The organism is Bacillus sp. MYb209, assembly GCF_002975175.1.
Classification (GTDB): Bacteria; Bacillota; Bacilli; order Bacillales; family Bacillaceae_G; genus Bacillus_A.
In genome coordinates this window covers 1-19417 of sequence record NZ_PCNZ01000003.1, presented here as the reverse complement: position 1 = coordinate 19417, position 19417 = coordinate 1, and the positions used below count along the sequence as shown (strand labels likewise).

The 19417-nt window shown below is 32.5% G+C and carries 16 protein-coding genes and 2 pseudogenes; 7 read left to right on the top strand and 11 right to left on the bottom strand.

Going from position 1 to position 19417, the window contains the following annotated elements; genetic code table 11:
* Window positions 1-60: 60 nt before the first annotated feature.
* The gene (pssA, locus tag CQZ94_RS06995; protein WP_105584784.1) at window positions 61-552 is read left to right on the top strand and encodes a CDP-diacylglycerol--serine O-phosphatidyltransferase; all 492 of its coding nucleotides are present in this window, start codon (window positions 61-63) and stop codon (window positions 550-552) included.
* A gap of 458 nt (window positions 553-1010) precedes the next feature.
* On the opposite strand, the gene CQZ94_RS06990 is transcribed toward pssA, so the two are convergent.
* The 6 genes and pseudogenes from CQZ94_RS06990 to CQZ94_RS06965 form a co-directional block, all read right to left on the bottom strand.
* Window positions 1011-2126 carry an NAD(P)/FAD-dependent oxidoreductase gene (locus CQZ94_RS06990; RefSeq protein ID WP_105585132.1) on the bottom strand — a complete coding sequence of 372 codons (1116 nt, stop codon included), beginning with the start codon at window positions 2124-2126 and terminating at the stop codon, window positions 1011-1013.
* Window positions 2127-2251: 125 nt separating this feature from the next.
* Window positions 2252-2905 (bottom strand): YdeI/OmpD-associated family protein, encoded by a 654-nt coding sequence (locus CQZ94_RS06985; RefSeq protein WP_105584783.1) that lies wholly within the window; start codon window positions 2903-2905, stop codon window positions 2252-2254.
* Window positions 2906-3067: 162 nt separating this feature from the next.
* Entirely contained in the window at window positions 3068-3835 is a 768-nt protein-coding gene (locus CQZ94_RS06980; protein ID WP_105584782.1) for an arylamine N-acetyltransferase family protein, read from the bottom strand.
* Between the two features lie 183 nt (window positions 3836-4018).
* Entirely contained in the window at window positions 4019-4387 is a 369-nt protein-coding gene (locus tag CQZ94_RS06975; protein ID WP_105584781.1) for a DUF4180 domain-containing protein, read from the bottom strand.
* A 408-nt stretch (window positions 4388-4795) separates the two neighbouring features.
* Window positions 4796-5476, bottom strand: a complete 681-nt coding sequence (locus CQZ94_RS06970; protein WP_142395771.1) for an HAD family hydrolase — start codon at window positions 5474-5476, stop codon at window positions 4796-4798.
* A gap of 89 nt (window positions 5477-5565) precedes the next feature.
* Window positions 5566-5822 (bottom strand): annotated as a pseudogene (locus CQZ94_RS06965) (DinB family protein); the annotation flags it as partial.
* Window positions 5823-6131: 309 nt separating this feature from the next.
* Here CQZ94_RS06965 and CQZ94_RS06960 point away from each other — a divergent pair.
* Entirely contained in the window at window positions 6132-6797 is a 666-nt protein-coding gene (locus CQZ94_RS06960; RefSeq protein WP_105584779.1) for a response regulator transcription factor, read from the top strand.
* A complete protein-coding gene (locus CQZ94_RS06955; protein ID WP_105584778.1) occupies window positions 6790-8262 on the top strand; it encodes a sensor histidine kinase in 1473 nt (490 codons plus the stop codon). The genes CQZ94_RS06960 and CQZ94_RS06955 overlap by 8 nt, the downstream gene beginning before the upstream one ends.
* Before the next feature lie 244 nt (window positions 8263-8506).
* Here CQZ94_RS06955 and alo read toward each other — a convergent pair whose 3' ends face one another.
* From alo to CQZ94_RS06940, 3 genes are all read right to left on the bottom strand, one after another.
* Window positions 8507-10045 (bottom strand): anthrolysin O/cereolysin O family cholesterol-dependent cytolysin Alo, encoded by a 1539-nt coding sequence (alo, locus tag CQZ94_RS06950; protein WP_105584777.1) that lies wholly within the window; start codon window positions 10043-10045, stop codon window positions 8507-8509.
* A 327-nt stretch (window positions 10046-10372) separates the two neighbouring features.
* Window positions 10373-10696 carry a hypothetical protein gene (locus tag CQZ94_RS06945; RefSeq protein ID WP_181149447.1) on the bottom strand — a complete coding sequence of 108 codons (324 nt, stop codon included), beginning with the start codon at window positions 10694-10696 and terminating at the stop codon, window positions 10373-10375.
* Window positions 10697-10901: 205 nt separating this feature from the next.
* Entirely contained in the window at window positions 10902-12194 is a 1293-nt protein-coding gene (locus tag CQZ94_RS06940) for a hypothetical protein (protein WP_105585131.1), read from the bottom strand.
* A 469-nt stretch (window positions 12195-12663) separates the two neighbouring features.
* Between CQZ94_RS06940 and bla the strand changes: the two genes are divergently transcribed.
* Window positions 12664-13596: a class A beta-lactamase gene (gene bla / locus CQZ94_RS06935; protein WP_105584775.1), complete on the top strand. Its 933-nt coding sequence runs from the start codon at window positions 12664-12666 to the stop codon at window positions 13594-13596.
* Window positions 13597-13924: 328 nt separating this feature from the next.
* Window positions 13925-14107 carry a hypothetical protein gene (locus CQZ94_RS06930; protein ID WP_105584774.1) on the top strand — a complete coding sequence of 61 codons (183 nt, stop codon included), beginning with the start codon at window positions 13925-13927 and terminating at the stop codon, window positions 14105-14107.
* A gap of 294 nt (window positions 14108-14401) precedes the next feature.
* Here CQZ94_RS06930 and CQZ94_RS06925 read toward each other — a convergent pair whose 3' ends face one another.
* Window positions 14402-15079, bottom strand: coding sequence for an ABC transporter ATP-binding protein (locus CQZ94_RS06925; RefSeq protein WP_105584773.1), 678 nt, complete (start codon window positions 15077-15079; stop codon window positions 14402-14404).
* A gap of 11 nt (window positions 15080-15090) precedes the next feature.
* Window positions 15091-16527 carry an ABC transporter permease gene (locus tag CQZ94_RS06920; RefSeq protein WP_105584772.1) on the bottom strand — a complete coding sequence of 479 codons (1437 nt, stop codon included), beginning with the start codon at window positions 16525-16527 and terminating at the stop codon, window positions 15091-15093.
* Window positions 16528-17064: 537 nt separating this feature from the next.
* Here CQZ94_RS06920 and CQZ94_RS06915 point away from each other — a divergent pair.
* A pseudogene (locus tag CQZ94_RS06915) lies at window positions 17065-17469 on the top strand (N-acetyltransferase family protein).
* Between the two features lie 522 nt (window positions 17470-17991).
* Window positions 17992-18993: an alpha/beta hydrolase gene (locus tag CQZ94_RS06910; RefSeq protein ID WP_105584771.1), complete on the top strand. Its 1002-nt coding sequence runs from the start codon at window positions 17992-17994 to the stop codon at window positions 18991-18993.
* The last annotated feature ends 424 nt before the right edge of the window (window positions 18994-19417 follow it).

Genomic DNA, 19417 nt, shown 5'->3' with positions numbered 1-19417 from the left:
GAAGAATATATAGAAAATGCTACATAAATGTGAAGTTTGATCAACTTAGGGGGGACAACCTTGTTCAATCAGATAGTAAAATCTGTACCCAATTTATTTACGATTGGAAATTTATTGTGCGGTGTTTTTTCAATTACCATGAATATGAGTAACTACTTGGAAGTAGCCTCCATTTTTATTTTCTTTTCAGCTGTTTTAGATCTCCTTGATGGAAGAATTGCGAGAAAATTAAAAGTGAACAGTGAGTTTGGTGTACAATTGGATTCCTTAGCTGATATTGTTAGTTTCGGAGTTGCTCCTGCACTTTTATTTCATTCGATAGCAACACCATCTATTTTAACTTCTTTGGCATTTATCCTTTTCCCAACGATGGGTGCTTTAAGATTAGCTAAATTTAGTGTAAAACCAACCATTGGATATTTTAAGGGATTACCTATTCCAGCTGCTGGATTACCATTGGCTGGCATGGGATTGTTTTCATATAGCAATGCATGGATTACATTAATCCTCGCTCTCTTAATGGTAAGTCCAATTAGGTTTAAAAAATTTTAATTGGGATCCCGCCTATCGCTTTAATTTCATTTGTGAAACGGTTCGCTAATATCCATCAAGTTGAGGGGTTTGATGTTATTCATCATTTTACGGATTCAGCGATGGGACAAACTTTAAAGAGCGTACCTATTGTAATTGCTCATAATAGATTGTGAAATTGAATAGCCTCCAGTTTTTGAGGCTATTGTTTATATTTCTGATATGTATAAAAAAAGGATATTCGCCTCTATATTGAACGAATCAACCTTTCTTCTCTAATGCCTCAAACGATAAAAATGAACTTCGTTGCTATAAAAGGCAAAAAATTTTCGTTTTGGGGGTTATCTATTTTCTTAGCTTGATTGCGATGTGGTGGTACCCCTTGTTTAAAAGAACTCCTACCTCTCAAAATACTTAGTTACGCCCAAATAACATAACAAAAAGATTAGGAAATCACTCCTAATCTTTTTTGTTTATTACTATTCCATTGCCCCAGCAACATCATAATCATTTAAATCTAATTCAATCGGTTGCCCTAACGCAAGTTTCGCAAGTTCTGATCCTAAGTATGGACCTGCTGTTAATCCTGAAGCACCTAATCCGTTCGCAATGAGTATGCCTTCAAAATTAGGGAGTGGGCCAATAACAGGTAAGAATCCTGGCGTAAATGGCCTGAAGCCAACTCTAGTTTCAAGCATTGTGCTATCTTCCAAGCCGGGCGCAACTGTTAATGCTTTATGGAATACTTCATGTAAACCACCTGCAGTAACACGGTAATCGAACCCTGTATCATTTTCGTGTGTTGCACCAATTACGACACGACCATCTTCAAAAGTTAAAATGTATTGATCGTTTGGTGGCACAACAACTGGCCAATTTTCTGTTTTTGTATTTTCCATATGTAAATGAACTATTTGAGCTTTTTGGAACGTAACTAAGAAATTAACACCTAATGGATTTAAAATGTCGTTCGCCCACGCTCCTGCAGTTACAATAACCTTTTCTGCTAGAAGTGTTTTTTCGTTTACTTTAACACCAGTAACATGATTATTTTCATGAATTAAGACTGCATTTCCTTTTACGAAAGTAGCACCATGTTTTTTCGCAGCGCTTACTAATGCGTTGCGTAATGATCTTCCGTTCACTCGTGCAGCTCCACTAATATGAACAGAACTATATTCTTCTGATAATGCTGGGAATAATTTTTTCGTTTCTTCAGCTGATAAGCGCGTGATTTCACCAATCTCTGGCGCATCTTCACGTCGTTTATAAGCTCGCTCTTCCATTTGATCTAGCTTTTTTTCGTCAGTATGTAAACTAATTGCACCTACACGGTTGTATCCTGTATCCGTTTCACCATCTTCTTCTAATTGCTGAATTAATGAAGAATAGTAACGTGCACCGCCTTTAGCTATTTTATACCACGCTTTATTACGACGCTGTGAAAGCCATGGGCATACAATACCCGCTGCTGCATCAGTTGCTTGACCTAACTCTTGACGATCAACAATTGTTACATTTGCACCGGCCTTAGCAAGATGATAAGCAGTAGACGCTCCTAAAATTCCAGATCCAACTACAATATACGATTTCATTTCAAACACCTTTTCTCTTTGCTAATTATATAAATATAAGAACATTCCTTAGTATAATGGAAGGAATACTTTTTTCAATGTACTCATCGCAATTAATTGTTGCATCATTGTGACTTTCCTAATCGTTATTTTTTCTTCTTACGGAATAATTCAATTGTTTTATAGCCTTGTGAAAGGATTTCAATCATTTTCTCAAGACGTTTTTCACGTGTTTTTTCTTGTTTAACAGAAAATAAATTACGCGCCCAATCTTTTTGATATCCAGGTGTTAAACTTTGATAAAACTTAAGTTCATTCGGATGATTAGCTAATAATGCTTCAACATCTTGAATTCGATCTGCATAATCAGCAACACATTGACTCGCAGCAGGCGTTTTCTTTGCTTTTTTCCTTTCACGCTTTAAACCAACAACAGTGAAAACGTCATCCATACTTACCATTCGTGCAAATTTAATATCACTATTTCCTACATATCCATCTTCTCCAACATTTAACGCTGGAAACATTTCATCACGATGAATAAAAGTGCTGTAACGAGCATTACCTTTTTTCGGGTAAGCAAAAAATACATAACCTTTCTCAAGTAACAACTCTTCATTTTTAATAATGAAATTTGTATGCTCTACCATCTCATCAAGCGTTTCTACAAAAATAAAAACAGCATCATGCTCTTTAGAAAATGTAGTTGGTTTATCTCCAAATACTTCATAATCGTTTGGTTCGTTAATAACCACCATATTCGTATACTTATTAAGTTTTAATTTATCGATAACTGACATGATAATCTTCCTCTACATTCAATATTCATTTTATATATTTTTTATACTGTTCTAGTGTATTATATCTATTAAGAAAATCAAACTTTAAATTAAGAACGAAATCTACTTGGCTCGTAATAACAAAATAGCCGATTCCAAATAGGAGTCGGCTATTTTGTTATTTCATAATTCAATATTAAAAAGTGAATGTAATAGTTCTCTATATTGATTTTCTGTAATTTCACGCTTGCTTTTTTCCCCGTAAATGATTTCAGTTAAACTAGCATTCGTCAAGGACATATGACCAAAATCCGTCAACTTTACTGCACTCGGCCCTTTATTGAAAATAGACTTCTCATCTTCTATCACCTTTTTTTGAACCTCATTTACAATTGACTCATCAATAACATAATTATAAAAAGCATGACAGACTTTCCATTCTTCATCAACATCCATTCTTTCTAAAACATGGTTTCCTTTGCTAGTATCTTTCCGTCTCACACGGTACATACCATTATTAGAAGAAACCGGTTGCCCAGAAAAAGGAACCGGAACAAGAGGTACAAACGAAGCGATCCCTACATCAATTAAATATGTTTCATTATCAAAATCTATAATAATAGTAATATGTCCGTCCTCAAGTGCCCATGCATTAATATCATTTTTATAAACTGTTCCTAATGCTAGCTGAGCATTAAAACCACAATCTTTTAAAAAATAGTAGAAAAGAGAATTTAATTCATAACAAAGCCCGCCGCGCGAACTTGTTAATATTTTCTTCTGTAGGTTCTCTTTTGAAATTTCGTTTGTATTACCTGCTATAACATCTAAATTCTCAAACGGTATTGTATGCGCAAATGCAAAGAGTATTGTACTTAATTCTTCAAATTTTACTTCAGTACGTTTTTCAAGGTTCAATCTTGTAAAAAGTTGATGTTGTAAATTTGTCATATTCAGCACCCCTTAAAAATTATAAGTTAAACTAATATATGCTAATTGTAAATTTTATGAGGTACTGTATCCATGCACATTTACAATTACTGTACCGGTACAAATTTCAAAAACATATTTGTATCAGAATACAAATATGAGGCACCATAACGGATGCCTCTTTCGAAATACACTTTATATCATTTACTTCAATGAGCGTAACTTTTCAATTGCTTGTTGTTCAGTTGCTAAATAAAAAATATCATTTCCTTTATTACATTCATAAATGAAGTCTTTTAAGCTTTCACTAGCATACATAGAAAAATCCCCAACGATAGCAATCTTTGCCCTGTAATTTATAAACTTTTGAAGAATATCACCCGCAAGACGTGTTTTTAAATCAAAGAAACTTTCACTTATTAATGATTTGTGGATAATAATAAGCTTCGCATCTACCTCGTATTGAACTGTTGCCATAAGATCCAATGCAGATTGAACGTCGGATATTACTACTGTATCGTTTCTTATGATGGCAATATTTATTCCACCGATTACTACTTTCTTTATTTCCATAGTCTCACTCCTTTATAATTTACACATTATGTAGTAAACATGTTTTACAGCTCTTCATATTAATCATGACTCAATATTCCCTCTATATCATTTAGCCATTACTTGAGTAATTTGTGTAATACGTAGTACATCATGAAAATGCATCTTTTATCTTAACTACAATAAATATAGGGTGGTATCTTGCTAATTAAAAATAAGATTTAAGTTTGTCTATTGTTGTTTTTGGGTTACCATCTATTAGGAATGTCAAACAGGAAATGTACACTGTACAAAAATAATAGCCGCAGATATTGTAAAATCCGCTCTCTTTTGTAAATAAATATAGTTTTTAAACTTTTCATACGGTCAATGAAATTAAGGGTAATCTCTCTTTTTAATATTTTGAAATTTCATCTCTTCAAATTGTTTTTACTTGTTATAAAAATATTGTGGAGTAACATAACTTAACAAACTATCAAAAGTATTAATCTCGGCATATGGTTGTATTTCGGTAGTATTCTTGATCATATGAGGGTTAAACCATACGCCCTTTATATTTGCATTTTGACAACCAGCAATATCTTTTTCTATGTCATCTCCAACAAATAATGTATCTTCCGGTTGCACATTAAGCTTATTTAATGCTAATTCAAATATGCGCTTGTCAGGTTTACTAAATCCCACTTCTTCAGAAATAATTATTGTATCAAAACAACCATTTAAATTAGTGTTAATTATTTTAGCTTTTTGTCTCTGAGTTGAGCCGTTTGTTATAATTGCAACTTTAACATGCTTCTTTATAGTATTTAAGATATTTATAGTATTTTGGTTTATAGAAAAACAATGAGGAAAATTATTATTCCAAAAATCTTGAATGTAATTGCGTGGCAATCTATATTTTGGTGGAAATTCATCAAAAAATGATTCCAAAACTTTTACTTTGTCACTATGGCCATAGCTTTTTTTATCATATTTCTTGAATTTCTGTAACATTTCATTTTTTACTGAATGTTGTTTAAAATCCAAATAAAACTTCTCTAAAATAATTGAAAACAATTTATCTACTGCTTTATCCCTATCAAGTAACGTATCATCTAAATCAAATAGCATCGCTTTATAACCCCTCAAATAACCTCACAGCCTTTCTCGCATTAAATAAATAATCCCTAGTTCGTACCTTTAAACTTTGGTTTACCAAGAGAGTTGTTATTTAGGTAAGAATAACGATCAAACAGAGGAAAGGATTTATTTTCACCTTCCCGGAGAATAAATTCTAGCCTTGGAATCCCGTTGTTCTTCTCCGCATCAATTAGATGCTCAACCACTTCGAATGTATTCCAAGTTCCTTCTCCTTCATTACATTGTAGCCATTCGTCGGATAATCTAGATATAAAAACTCCAAAGTTTGTGGCGCACGCTCCAGAATTTCGGTAGCTTCTTTTACATTGAAATTCATTTACTTTCCCCCTTCTGGTAAAGAAACAAAAGTATACTTTCATACAGTTTAAGAAATTAGATCCAATTTACATTATTATACATTAGTTTTTCGTAAATATTAATCGTTCATCTTTTTTATACGATGAGTATTTTTTCAAGCATACAATTATTTATCCATAAAAAAGTAATGTGGCTATTAATACTTATTAGCTGATAACACACAATCTTGAACGTGGAGCTAACACGATAAATGTCCTGTGAAGTCTCCTAATGCATCTCCACATAAACTCCAGATAGTAAGGCTATAATGACTACCAGAGGTGATATTATGAGGAACTATCATATTCTCGTGGTAGAGGACGATCAAGAAATTCAGGAATTAATTAAACAATTTTTAATGACACAACAGTATACAGTCGTAGTTGCATCAGATGGATTAGAGGGTATGACACAATTTAATAAGCAATCCTTTGATTTAATTCTTCTAGATGTAATGATGCCCAATCTTAATGGATTTGAAGTTTCCAAGATGATTCGAAGTCAGTCAAATATACCAATTATTATGCTAACTGCGTTAGAAGAAGAAGAAGCTCAAATGAAAGGGTTTGATCTTGGAATTGATGATTATATTACAAAACCCTTTTCGTTTCATGTTTTGATTAGACGAGTCGAAGCCGTACTGAGAAGGAGTTATGATAAAAATGTAAATAATCATTTGGTTTTTAAAGAAGTGCGTGTCGATGTTGATGCATATAAAGTATATGTAAATGAGGTTGAAATTTTATTAACGACAAAAGAGTTTGAAATTCTACAACTGCTATTTCAAAATGAGAGAAAAGTACTCACAAGAGAAAATATCGTAGAAAAAGTTTGGGGATACGATTATTTTGGAGAAACACGAATAATTGATACACATATTAAAAACCTACGTAAAAAATTAGCTATCCCTTACATTAAAACAATAAAGGGTATTGGTTATAAAATTGATGAATAGAATTGTAAAAATCATGAAGATGAAGCAAATTACTTATAAACTCTTTATGACTACATCTCTCATTTTGTTATCCTTTGCAGTCTTGATTTATTTAACTTTATATTTCTTTCTCCCTACGTTTTATGAGCAATACAAAACAGATCAACTTCAAACAGGGATAAAAGAAATAATTGATAAGTCTAAAGATCTTACGTTTCAAGATGCTATACCACTTTTTGATGAATATGCAAAAAAAAATAATGCGATGCTTTCGCTTCAAAATAAAGAGGGAATAATTATTTACTCTCCTTCATTTTCTTTTGTTCAAAGTGGTACGCAAACAACAGTGGTTACTAAAGCAACACGATTCGAGAATGCAGGTACCCTTAGCAATTCATATAACGTTACTAAACCAATTCAATTCCAAGATGGAAGTTTAACACTTGTAGTGTTCGCAACATTTCAACCGATTGATGAAGCTTCACAGGTTTTAGTACGCTTTCTTCCCTATATTAGTATCATTGTACTCGTAATTGGTGTAGGGAGTGCTTATTTCTATTCCAGGTTTATTACAAAGCCACTTATTTATATTAATGAAGGTGCACAAAAGATGGCAAATTTAGATTTCTCCGAAAAAATTGAGGTTCGCTCTACAGATGAGTTAGGAGAATTATCTAATAGTTTGAATGACATGTCTATTAACTTACAACAAGCTATGTTTGATTTAAAAAAAGCAAATCAACAATTAAAAAATGATATTGAAAAAGAAAGAGAAATAGAAACAAAACGCAGAGAGTTTTTTGCGATTGTAGCACATGAATTAAAGACCCCTCTTACTGTAATGAAAGGATACTTAGAAGGGATGATATACAATATTGGCCCTTATCAAAATCGTGACCAATATTTAAAGAAAAATCATCAAATTATTGAAAGTATGGAACAATTAGTTCGTGAAATTTTAAGCATGTCGAAATTAGAACAACACACCTTTAAACTAAAAGTAGAAGAAGTTAATCTGTCAAAGTTAATAGGTACAATCACAAAAGATCTCGAATTTTTTGCTTCTCAAAAAAGCATCCAAATAATAAAAGAAATTGATTCTGACCTTTTTGTTTATACAGATCGTGTTCTTTTTGAAAAAGCATGTAAAAATATTATCCATAATGCGGTTATGTATTCACCACATAATGAAAAAGTCTATATAAAGTTAAGTGAGGATTCTAAACAAGGTCAAATCAAAATGCAAATTATAAATACAGGTGTCAATATTAAAGAAGAAGATATGCAACAAATTTTCAAACCATTTTATCGAATTGAAAAATCAAGGAATCGAAATACTGGAGGAAGTGGTTTAGGGCTATATATTGTTAAACAAATTCTTGAAACGCTAGATATAAAGTATTCTATAAAAAATCTGGAACATAGTGTACAATTTTGCATGAACATTCCATTATCTAAACAAAAAACAAACAAACTCCCCTCTTAGTAGGACGAGTTTGTTTGTTTTTTGTAGTAAGTATAAACTTATTAAGAATCAATTGGCTGGATTTTCGTTTTATGACGTATGCTATTTTCTAAATGGCGACCGTAATAAGTAGCGATAACAATTAAGGCTCCCCCAATCCACTGTATCCAACTTAAATATTCTCCCCCTACTTAAGTTGACTCGCTCATTTGTTGCGTATGATCTATTAAGAAAAAGCGCCCTGTACAGGGCGCTTCACTTTTATCTAATGACTAATATTAGCAGTTGGGTATAACGTTGTTCCTCCAATTGAAACCTTTATTTCATTTGTTAATGGAACGTTTTGTTCATTAATAATTGTTCTCCACCATTCCCATGCAAGACCAGTACATTCTCTCGCTACGACTTTTACATTTTTTGAATTCGGTGGAAGCGGTATAACGGTAGAGTAATGAGCCGTTTTGTCTTTGCCGCTTCCATCCCATGTTTTATGTGTTAGTACTTCTTTCCCATTTTCATCATATGAGAATTCATCCCAAGATACATCAAATTGAGCAACATATGCACCGTAATGATCAAGCGTCATTTTAGCACTTGAATATTCTGTAGTTGTAGTCTCAATATAATCTGTATTGTTATGAACAGCAGCCGTTGCATTATCTTTTAAGAAAGTGCTTGTATATGAAATTGGGTATGCTGGATTTTTAAGACTTAATTCCGCATTATCTTTAATAATATTTCGGATTTCATCAAAATCTTTTGTAACAACCTTGTTATGCTCTTTCGCATCTCCGCCTAATACTACAGCAGTAAAGGTACTTTCTTCAAAAATATCTTTATACTGTCCACTCGTTTCGACGCTATTATTCTTAAGTAAAGCTTTAAAGGCAGTTTGTACATCTTTGCTCTTAGACGTTGTTTCTAATTTCACATAAATTGTTCTACCATACGCTACATTTGACACCATAACAGGCGGGGCCACATTACTTACCCCTTTACGAGTTAACTCATCAAACGTAACACTATTATCAAAAAGGTCTGATGGATTGTTTGGTAGTTCTGCACTTACGGTATAAAAGATTTGCTTATATGCCGCAACCATCACTTTTTTCTCTCCATTTGCAACCGCATTAAAATCAATGTTCAGTGAATTGTCAAGATATTTAGCGTTAACATTAAGAGCACTTGCTATTTGTGACTTACTATAAACCATAGATTCTGTATACTGCATTCTTGCAGGTAACGTATGTGTTGTTGAATACTTTTCATTCCAAGTAGATACTAAATCATCTACTGCTCCAGATACATTACCATATGTTGGATTTTGGACAGTTATTGTATTTTCTTTTCTCATGCCAGGTAAGTCTATACTAATATTCAAAGGCTTTCTCTTAGCCACTAATAAACTAGGTTGATTATCTGCAAAAGCTTTATTTGCAAGTTGTACTGCTCCTGGATAAGTACGATTAGCCACAGAATCAATAATCGAAATATCGACTGGTGAAGTTGTAAGTGATTTTTTCTCACGTTCAACTACTACAAATTTACCATTTGAATTGATACTTTCTTTCGGAACAAAACTCTCTACTTTATCCCCATTTACTGCTAAAATATCTCTACTGTCATACTTTAAATTTGCTATGCCAGTATTAATGTCACTAGCATTTTTTGTTGCATCAGTAGCATTACCTGTATGTGTTTCCGCGAAAGAAATAGATGAATAATTAATAGTGCATAAACTAACTAATAAACATGCTAGGAATTTTATTCTTTTATTACCTTTCTTAATTTTCAGAAAAATCACTCCGTTCTTTTTTTATATTAAGATATGATAATAATTGCTAATTAATAAACTTACATAAATGCTTTTAAAAGTTCTTGAACTAATGGAATTACTCCACCTAAAAATTTCAAAACTGCCATTGCGATTTCCATATTACTTCCTCCTCTTTGTTGTATTAAGATGTGTTGAATATTTATGTTTTCATTATAATAAGCTTTTACATTTGCATCAATTCGTTTTCATATGCAATGTTGCATATGAAAATACAGCCAGTTCCCCTAGTTTCTGAATCGTATATATTTTAAATCCCTCCCATTAGGGGTCACCATACATGCCTATCAAGTGGAACTAGAAAACTAGGTTTTGTATAACGAAAAAACACGCAGTTCCATTCGGATCAGATTCATTAAATGGAATTAACGAATCGTTAGAAATACCTGCGTGACTAATAAAGATATTTTCATTCTCCCAAAATAAAGGAAACTTCATAAACCACTCAATATCAATCTCAATCTTTCTGTTAATTTGATTATATTGTAGTAAAGTTTTTTCACCTACTTGACTAAGCCAGTTTTTATTGGGAGGATTTAAAAAGTGATCGATTATTTCATACTCATGATTTCCTTTCAAAAAAGTGGCAAGCGATATGGGTACTGACATACTCGTGACCATAATACGAATGGTACCCCTTTAGTTTTTTAAATTGATCTGACACTTCACATAACATAAAAAAAACGAGATGCGATTACATCTCGTTTTTTTACGCCCTTTATTTTTACCATCCACCTATGTTACTTAGATCGTGGACAAACTAAAAGCTACAATCAGATATTTGTGGTACTCCATTTTTTAGTACCGATATTTTTCGAGATACTTTTTAAGCAATATTGGGATTAGCTTTTTTACCAATCCACATACCTAAGCCCACCATGCCAAGCCAACAGCAAATTGCTAACATAAACATCAATCGTTGTACGGATAACCCTTCAATCTGCATTTGACTCTTCCCAACAATTGTTTTGAAAAGTTGCGACCATTCGACATCATAAAAAACCCCTACTCCCACAATCACAATCAATATAAAAAATTGTAAAAATATATTCCCCATATTTCTCCATGTTGTGTAAATGAGCAAAGAAAGCTCTCTATGTGTAGCATTCACCATATATACTTTCATATTATTTTGAGAAGAAATACTATTAATGGCATAGCTCCCAAATGTAACGCTAAGGACTATAAATAGTGGAGAATACAACCCGAATATCATGATTAAGGTACTTACTAAAAACAAATGGATTGGATTAACTTTCTTAGCAGCTTTGATATCTAAAAATATGGACATTAAAATCCCTAATAGGTATGGGCCAACTACAATGAAAATACAGGTTAACATATTATAGAAAGTAAAACTATAAAAAATACCCATCAAAAATAAATATCCATTTCCTAATCCAAGTAAAAATGACTCTGCCTTTAATCGAATTGGTAAAGAAGATGAAAGTTTATGAAAGAACTTTCCTTTCAACAAACTCAAAAACATGAAACAAATAAGCGCTATAGAGAGTAGAAAAAAACAGAAAATATATTGTTCATTATTTATGTTACGACTTGTTCGTATCAAAAGAATAAGCATTGAGACAAAAAGAAACTTTCCTACTACCGATACGATGGAGATAGGTAAAAGCCCTTTGGCTAACTCTGTTCTCGGCATTTTTTTTATAGCAAAAAGGATACTGATTAAACAAATCCCATATATGCATGTTATCAGCGGCGGCGATAGAAAACTAATCGCTAACAATATGATGATCAGTAAAAGAAAAACGATACCAATAATAATCGCTTGTTGATTTTTATTATAAATCTTTCCCCCGCCTTCAACATGTAGAAACAATAAAGTACTCGTCATGGTAGAAATTGTACTAACTGCAAAACCAGAAACTAACGCACTTATTTCTAGCCATTTTGAACTCCATCCAAAGAAAGTAATACTAAGTAATGATACTATCAGAATAGAAACAGCCCAATATAAGGAGCGTTGAATCCCAGCTTTATTCACAATAGGTATCCAGATAAACACACCCGTCATATAGGTTGTATAAAACAAGATTGATGGCCAGTATCCCTCAAAGCCTTTCGAGATTTGTAATCCATAAACAATGTAAATAAGCATGGGTGTAAAGATAGTCGTTATTAGTAGACTAAATGTAGTTATACTTTGCACCACAAGTCTTTTTTGTTTTGTCGTATGTATCATATAACACCTCACTTAAAATGAAATCAGTAGTTGTTATTACCTATTCTATCCGAAACGAGGTTGTTATATATGCACTATCCAATTGAGCTTCCCGTTACGAGGGAAGCTCAATCTAAATCCAAATTAAATTAAGTGGAGTTCAAAAAAGGAGGATTTTGTGATTCTTATAAATAAAATTAATGGATATATTCGAAACCTTAATCATAAATGGAACAAATGTGTTACTTAGATTGTCTATTACGTATAAAAAAGGTGTTCTTGGTAGTTTTCTCATTTTGTAATGCAAGAAATACAAGAGGAGTGCTATCCAGTACATTTGTTAATTGTATCGGTATGTAAAATACCTAAACAAAATCCATAAATTCTTGAAAGAGGTTGAAAATGTATGATAGTTTCAAAGAAGTTTTTTCACATTTCACATTATAAAAAGATGCTACCTGTAGTATTACTTTCATGTGCAACGCTTATAGGCTGTTCCAATAGTAATATTCAATCTGAACCACCGAAACAAACCAAACAAGAAAATACAGGTAATCATTCTTTTGTTCAGCTTGAAAAAGAATATGATGCTAAACTTGGTATTTATGCATTGGACACAGGTACGAGTCAAACCGTTACTTATCGTTCAGATGAACGGTTTGCATACGCATCTACCCACAAAGTCCTAGCTGTGGGAGCACTGTTACAAAAGAATTCAATAGAAGCTTTAGATCAAAGAATTAAGTATACTAGCGAAGATCTTGTTAATTACAATCCAATTACAGAAAAATATGTAGATACAGGTATGACTCTGAAAGAGCTTGCGGATGCTTCCATTCGATATAGCGATAATACTGCACAAAATCTTATTCTTAAACAATTAGGTGGGCCAAGTGAATTCAAAAAATCACTGAGAGAAATAGGAGATACTGTTACAAATCCTGAACGTTTTGAACCAGAATTAAACGAAGTACAACCAGGAGACACTCGTGATACTAGTACCCCTAAGGCATTGGCTACTAGTCTTCAAACTTACGCGCTAGGTGATATACTTTCAACTGAGAAACGGAATTTTTTAATAGATTTGATGAAAAGAAATACTACGGGGGACAACTTAATTCGTGCTGGAGTTCCAAGAGAATGGGAAGTAGCCGATAAGACTGGCTCTGGCTCTTATGGAACCCGAAATGATATCGCAATAATTTGGCCACCAAATAAAAAGCCAATTGTTCTTGTGATACTTTCCAATCATGCTAAAGAGGATGCTAAACACGATGATAAACTTATTGCAGACGCAACCAAAATAGTATTAGATGCTTTAAAAGTAACGAATAAATAATTGCTCCTACTTTACGGCACATATAGTTTGAAAGACATGTACGTATCTAAGCACTAAAAAATATAAGTAAATTTATCCAAATTATTCAATACCGAATAAAAAGCATCTCTTGGTAAAGGTTTACTATGTTTTAAATGAGCAAATACTTTAGAATATATAGCTTTTGAGTAATCAAATTTTAGTTTTTTGAAATATAGTATGCTGCACGGGAAAACAGATTAATCCACTATAATTGTCGAATCACTTTTATTTTGTCGAATTTTCTGTACTTAGTTATCTCCAGGTTGATATACTATAAACACAATATTTCTAGAAAGGTGATGATGTTATGTATGAACAACGAAATAATAGGGATAGAGATCAAAAAATGATGTTTTCTATGCAAGGAGTTCCCACAAATAAAGTTAACATGAATCAATTACCTAAATGGATTAGAATTTTCGGCTATTGTGCTTTTGGTTGGATGATATTATTTAGTTTAATTATGATTGCAGGTTTAATTCTTCAATAACTATATAGATAAACAGTTAAACGGGACAGTATTTAGATCATACATCTAGGTAATGTCCCGTTTTTTATATGTAATTCCTCAATGATATTGTTAATCGATCATAACAAAAAGAACCTGTAGAAAATCCTACAAGTTCTTTTTCAAAAATTGTTAAAAAGGAACAACAAACTATCTCAACATTCAATACAGGGTGACCATTTTGGTTATGGCTTGGTCTTATTGTATATCAAATATAAATATTTAAAGAAATAGATTTTCGAAAATTATGTGAATTAAAAAACTAGTGTGTTTATATTAGATTTCATTTACTACCAACTTCTTCTTACTTAAATAAACTGCACGATCCGATTTTTTAGCAACTTCCTGTGAATGCGTCACAACGATTATACATTTTTTCTCTTTATGTGCAAGTTCTTGAAACAGCTCTATTATATCCATTGCCGTTTTTTCGTCGAGGTTTCCTGTCGGCTCATCTGCAATAAGTAAATCAACATTGCAAGATAACGCTCGAGCAATTGCTACACGCTGTTGTTGCCCCCCACTTAGTTGCAGGACATTTCGTTTCGCTTCTACTTCTGTGAGTCCTACTCTCTCCAATAATTCTAATGCCCTTGCCATTTTATTTTGCATTTTAACACCTGTAATTTCCATTGCTGTTAGGACATTTTGAAGAGCAGTCATATAGGTAATCAAATTATAAGATTGGAAAATTACAGATACATTTTGATTACGGTATCGATCTAAACCAATTTTTCGAATATCCTTGCCATTATACAGTACATAACCATTTTTAGGTATATCGAGCCCACACCCTAAGCTAAGAGTTGTGGTTTTACCAGATCCAGATGGTCCTAAAATCGTGTAGAAATGCCCTTTTTGAAAAGAAAAAGTAACATTATCTAGTATCGTTACTTTTTTTCCGTTACTTTCATAATAATAATCTAAGTTTTTAAATTGTAAAATTGTCTCCATATTGAGCCTCCTTATTCATCTTTTAAAAGAATTTGTTTTGGGTTTAAGCGTAGAATAGATAATGCTGGAAGAAGCGTTGCTAATACCGCAATAGCTAGTCCAATTCCACCCATTTTTCCTACATCCTCTCCCGTTACACTTACATCAATTTTATCAATTGGATCCTCTGTTTGTTTTTGTAGAGCACCACCAGGTCCTGAAACCATTACAGTACTAGTACTACTTTGTGGGGTTTCTTTTTCTTCACTTGCTGTAGAAATTTCATTAGAAAGTAAATTATCCCCTATGAATTGAGAAACTTTAGCTCCTGTTGCTAGGGATAAGCCAAATGCTAAAACAGCAATGCATACGACTTCTACTACGAACTGCGCCATCAATTTCCATTTTTTCTCTCCAATAGACAATAGAATCCCCATTTCCTTACGACGTGCTTTAATTGATAACATAATGATTAACCCTAATATAATCGCACCTGCAATTGATACAATATAAATAATTATTTGAGAAGTAGATGAGATATTTTCGATAGGCCCAATCATTTGTTTGTACAATGAATCATGTGCATCTAATTTAAAATAATTAAAATCAATATCAGATTTTTTTGCTTCTTTTTTAAATGCATCAATGTATTGTGGATCATTCAAGAGGTACACAACTTGAATGCTACTCATACCTTCACCTGCTTCTAATTTTTTCAAAGTAGAATGAGGCATATATAGTTTATTAGCTGGATCCATTATAGGAGGAGCCTGTTGTCCCATTGCTTGTTCATTCGTTTCGTAAATACCGATAATTTCAACTTCAAGAGTTTCCTTCTTATCTCCTGATTGAACTTTAACTTTGTCTCCTACTTTCAAATTGTTTAGTTCCGCTAATCGTTTTTCCATTAAGGCTACATTCTGATCTTTCATCTGTTCAGTAATTGGTTTCCCATCAATGATTTTACTTTTTCCGTTTTTAAAGCTTTCTTGTAAAGCAGTCTTGCGAACCCCCTCTATCATAAAAGAAGCGTTCATATCTATTTCTGTACCTGAGCTTGAACCGCCTCGTACAGCCGCCATTCCCGCTTTACCTTTTCCTTCTTCTTCCCTTTCTGAAGCTCCTACTAGTTTAAGTCCATCCGAAATTCCGAAAGTATTGGTTATGTAATTATAGTCTTTTACATACTTTGACTTCGCTATTTGATCTGCTTCTTTTGTGTTGAGCTGCGGCGGATTAGGCATCTCTCCAGTTTCCCTAGCTTGTTGACCTAATTTGTCAAAATCAAGACCTAAAGTAACATCTGCACCTAGTTTTTTTCTTGCTGCATCAGCAGCTTTTTTTGATGCATTTTGGATTGTGAATCCTGCCAACACTAAATTTGTAACAATTAGGAAGACTGCCATCAAAATTAATGATGTTCCTACTCTTTTTTTCATACTGAGAATTGCACGTTTCATAAAATTCATTTTTTCTTACCTCCTTGATAACTTATATTCTATATAGGTTATCTAGAGTCTATATGGAGCTAATCGGTAGTTTATCTAGAGATATAAGGAGTTTATGTGTAGTTATTCAATGACCTGGTCAAGCAAAAATGGAACACAAATTCAAAAAAGCAATCGTTTTTGAATATTGGTAAGGAGGCAGTCCATTTAAGGAGCTTTAGAATTGAGGTTAAGCTTCATTGAATGATAGCATACAGATCCATGCTTATTATGTAATTTCTATACAACAAATGAAAAGCACCCTATTTGGATGGTTATATGTGTGTTTATTAAATATGAAAATTCATTAAAGAATATGGAGTTTTATTGAAGTTGGTCGGATTTTCTAATAATAATATTGTGTTAAAAAGCCTAACTTATAATTTTATAAGTTAGGCTTTTTTATGCTATCTATAAGAAAAAGTTATAGAGACTCATAATATTTTATAATTTAACCTATTGCATTTAAACAAGTAAAATAAAAGTAACAAGTGCATACATTAAGGAGGCTTTTTGATAGTGACAGAAACTATAACATTTAGGATTGCAACGGCAGATGATTTAGATGAAATTGTAAAAATGCTTGCTGATGATGTTTTAGGAAATAAAAGAGAACGCTATGAAACACCACTCCCTGATAGTTATATAAGAGCATTTCATGCTATTGATTGTGATCCAAATAACGAGTTAATTGTAGCATGTGATGGGACAGAGATTATTGGTCTTCAACAAATTGCATTTACGCCTTACATTGCACGTCAAGGGGGTTGGAGAGCTACAATTGAGGGTGTACGAACAGCCTCATCAAAATGTGGTAAAGGTATAGGAAGTAAACTTATTAAATGGGCTATTCAACGTGCTAAATTAAGAGGGTGTCATTTAGTACAGTTAACAACAGATAAAGAATGACAAGAAGCTTTGTAATTTTATAAGAAATTAGGGTTTAAAGATTCTCATGAAGGATTAAAACTCTTTCTCTAATGAATATAGCTATTTATATACCAGAAAGACGCATATTATAAGGTTAATTGACTATCGGCTTCGAAAATTATGGTAACTATCACTGTATAAGATATACAAATTGACACATTGTCTTTCATAGAAATCACGTCACTTCAAAAGGTGTACCTTTGATACGAAAATAAGCAAGTTAATGTTCTCTTATATGAATGAGAATATTAACTTGCTTTTTAGATTTTAGTATAAATTATTTATGGCTTTATTTTATTGCTAGCTTTATAATATACAAATTTAGCAACTGTCTTTATTATTCGAGCAACTGATATTAGGATAAGAGAATATTAGATAAATTGGTATTCTTCTAGAAATACATTTAGATTATTCATGATGAATAATTCTTTTAATATTTTATAATTAATTTACAGCATAAATAAAACATAAATTTTGCCCATATTTTAAACAATATGTATTTTGGAGGAGGTTAAATTGATTTTTTCAAAACTCATTGATCGATACGCCTTGTATGATTTGCACAAAAAAAGAAGTGGAGAGTTTCAGTATGCTTCTCTTTCTAACACCTCACTAGATATAAAGGACATAGATTTTTTTTATAAAGTAAAACCATCTGATATTCATTTTAACATTAAGCATTCAAAACAGGAAAAGGAATACATGGTTGGACAATTCAAATATAAAAGCTCGGTTCAATCTGGTGATTCACGCAACGACTCTGTAACTGGAGAATTATTCTTACATAAAAATGAAGATGCACCTCATGTCATCTTTGTTCATGGTTGGAGAATGGATTCTAACGAACGTGTAAAAAACATATTTCACGACCATATGACCAACTTGAGGTGGAATATGTATTATTTCACTCTACCATATCATTTTGAAAGAAAACCCAACCAATCCCTATTCAGTGGAGAGTACATGGTAAGTGCCAATATTGAACGAACTGTACAAGCAACTAGACAAGCGGTAGCTGATTTACGAACTTTGATCAAATGGATTAAAGCAAATAAAAATGGTCCCCTGATTCTAATAGGAATCAGTTTAGGTGGGGTTATTACTAACCTAACATCTCTTGTTGAACCAGAGATTGATGTATTAGCATCCATTTTCTACGCGAATCGACTCTCTTATTCTATTTGGAAGACAAATCCAGGTAAATTTATTAGAGAAGACTTGGAACACCATGGTGTAACGTATGATGAATTAATAGATTATTGGAAAATCACTGAACCGAGTCAAGCGTTACCAAAAGTAAAAAAAGAAAATATTTTATTAATTTCAGGTAAGCACGATCTATATGTGCACTCTGAGGATACGGACTATTTGTGGGAATCTTGGGAAAGACCTACAAGATATATTTATACATGTGGACATGCTGGGATTGTTCTTAAACGTAAAAAAATTGCAACTGATACTATCAATTTTATTCAGAATCGATTGAACTCCCCTCACTTACCCAATGTCATACCTTAATGCGAGAGATTACTATGTACAGAATCTTATACTTGCAATGTTTCATTTTTTATCAATCTCATTTGTAAATCTTCCTTTCTTCTGTCGTCTCCCTTAACCTTAGACGATTGGAAAATGATATAAAATATAGAAAATAACTAAGAAACAAACTCGCCATATGGAAAAGCGCTACTTATCATTTTCACCAGTGTCTCCTTTTTATCAAAAGAAATTATTGCTGCCTACCCTTCTTATGCAATATTACATATAAAATTCTTTATTTGTTCTGTTATAATTTTAAGAGTAAATGATTCATCCATTAATTTACACCATCCATATCTATAGTTATGGAAACCCTAATTACACATAAAAAAGAGAAGAACATTGGTGTAAAATGTACCCTATAGAATAGACACTTAAAAAAAGTCTATTCTATAGGGTATTT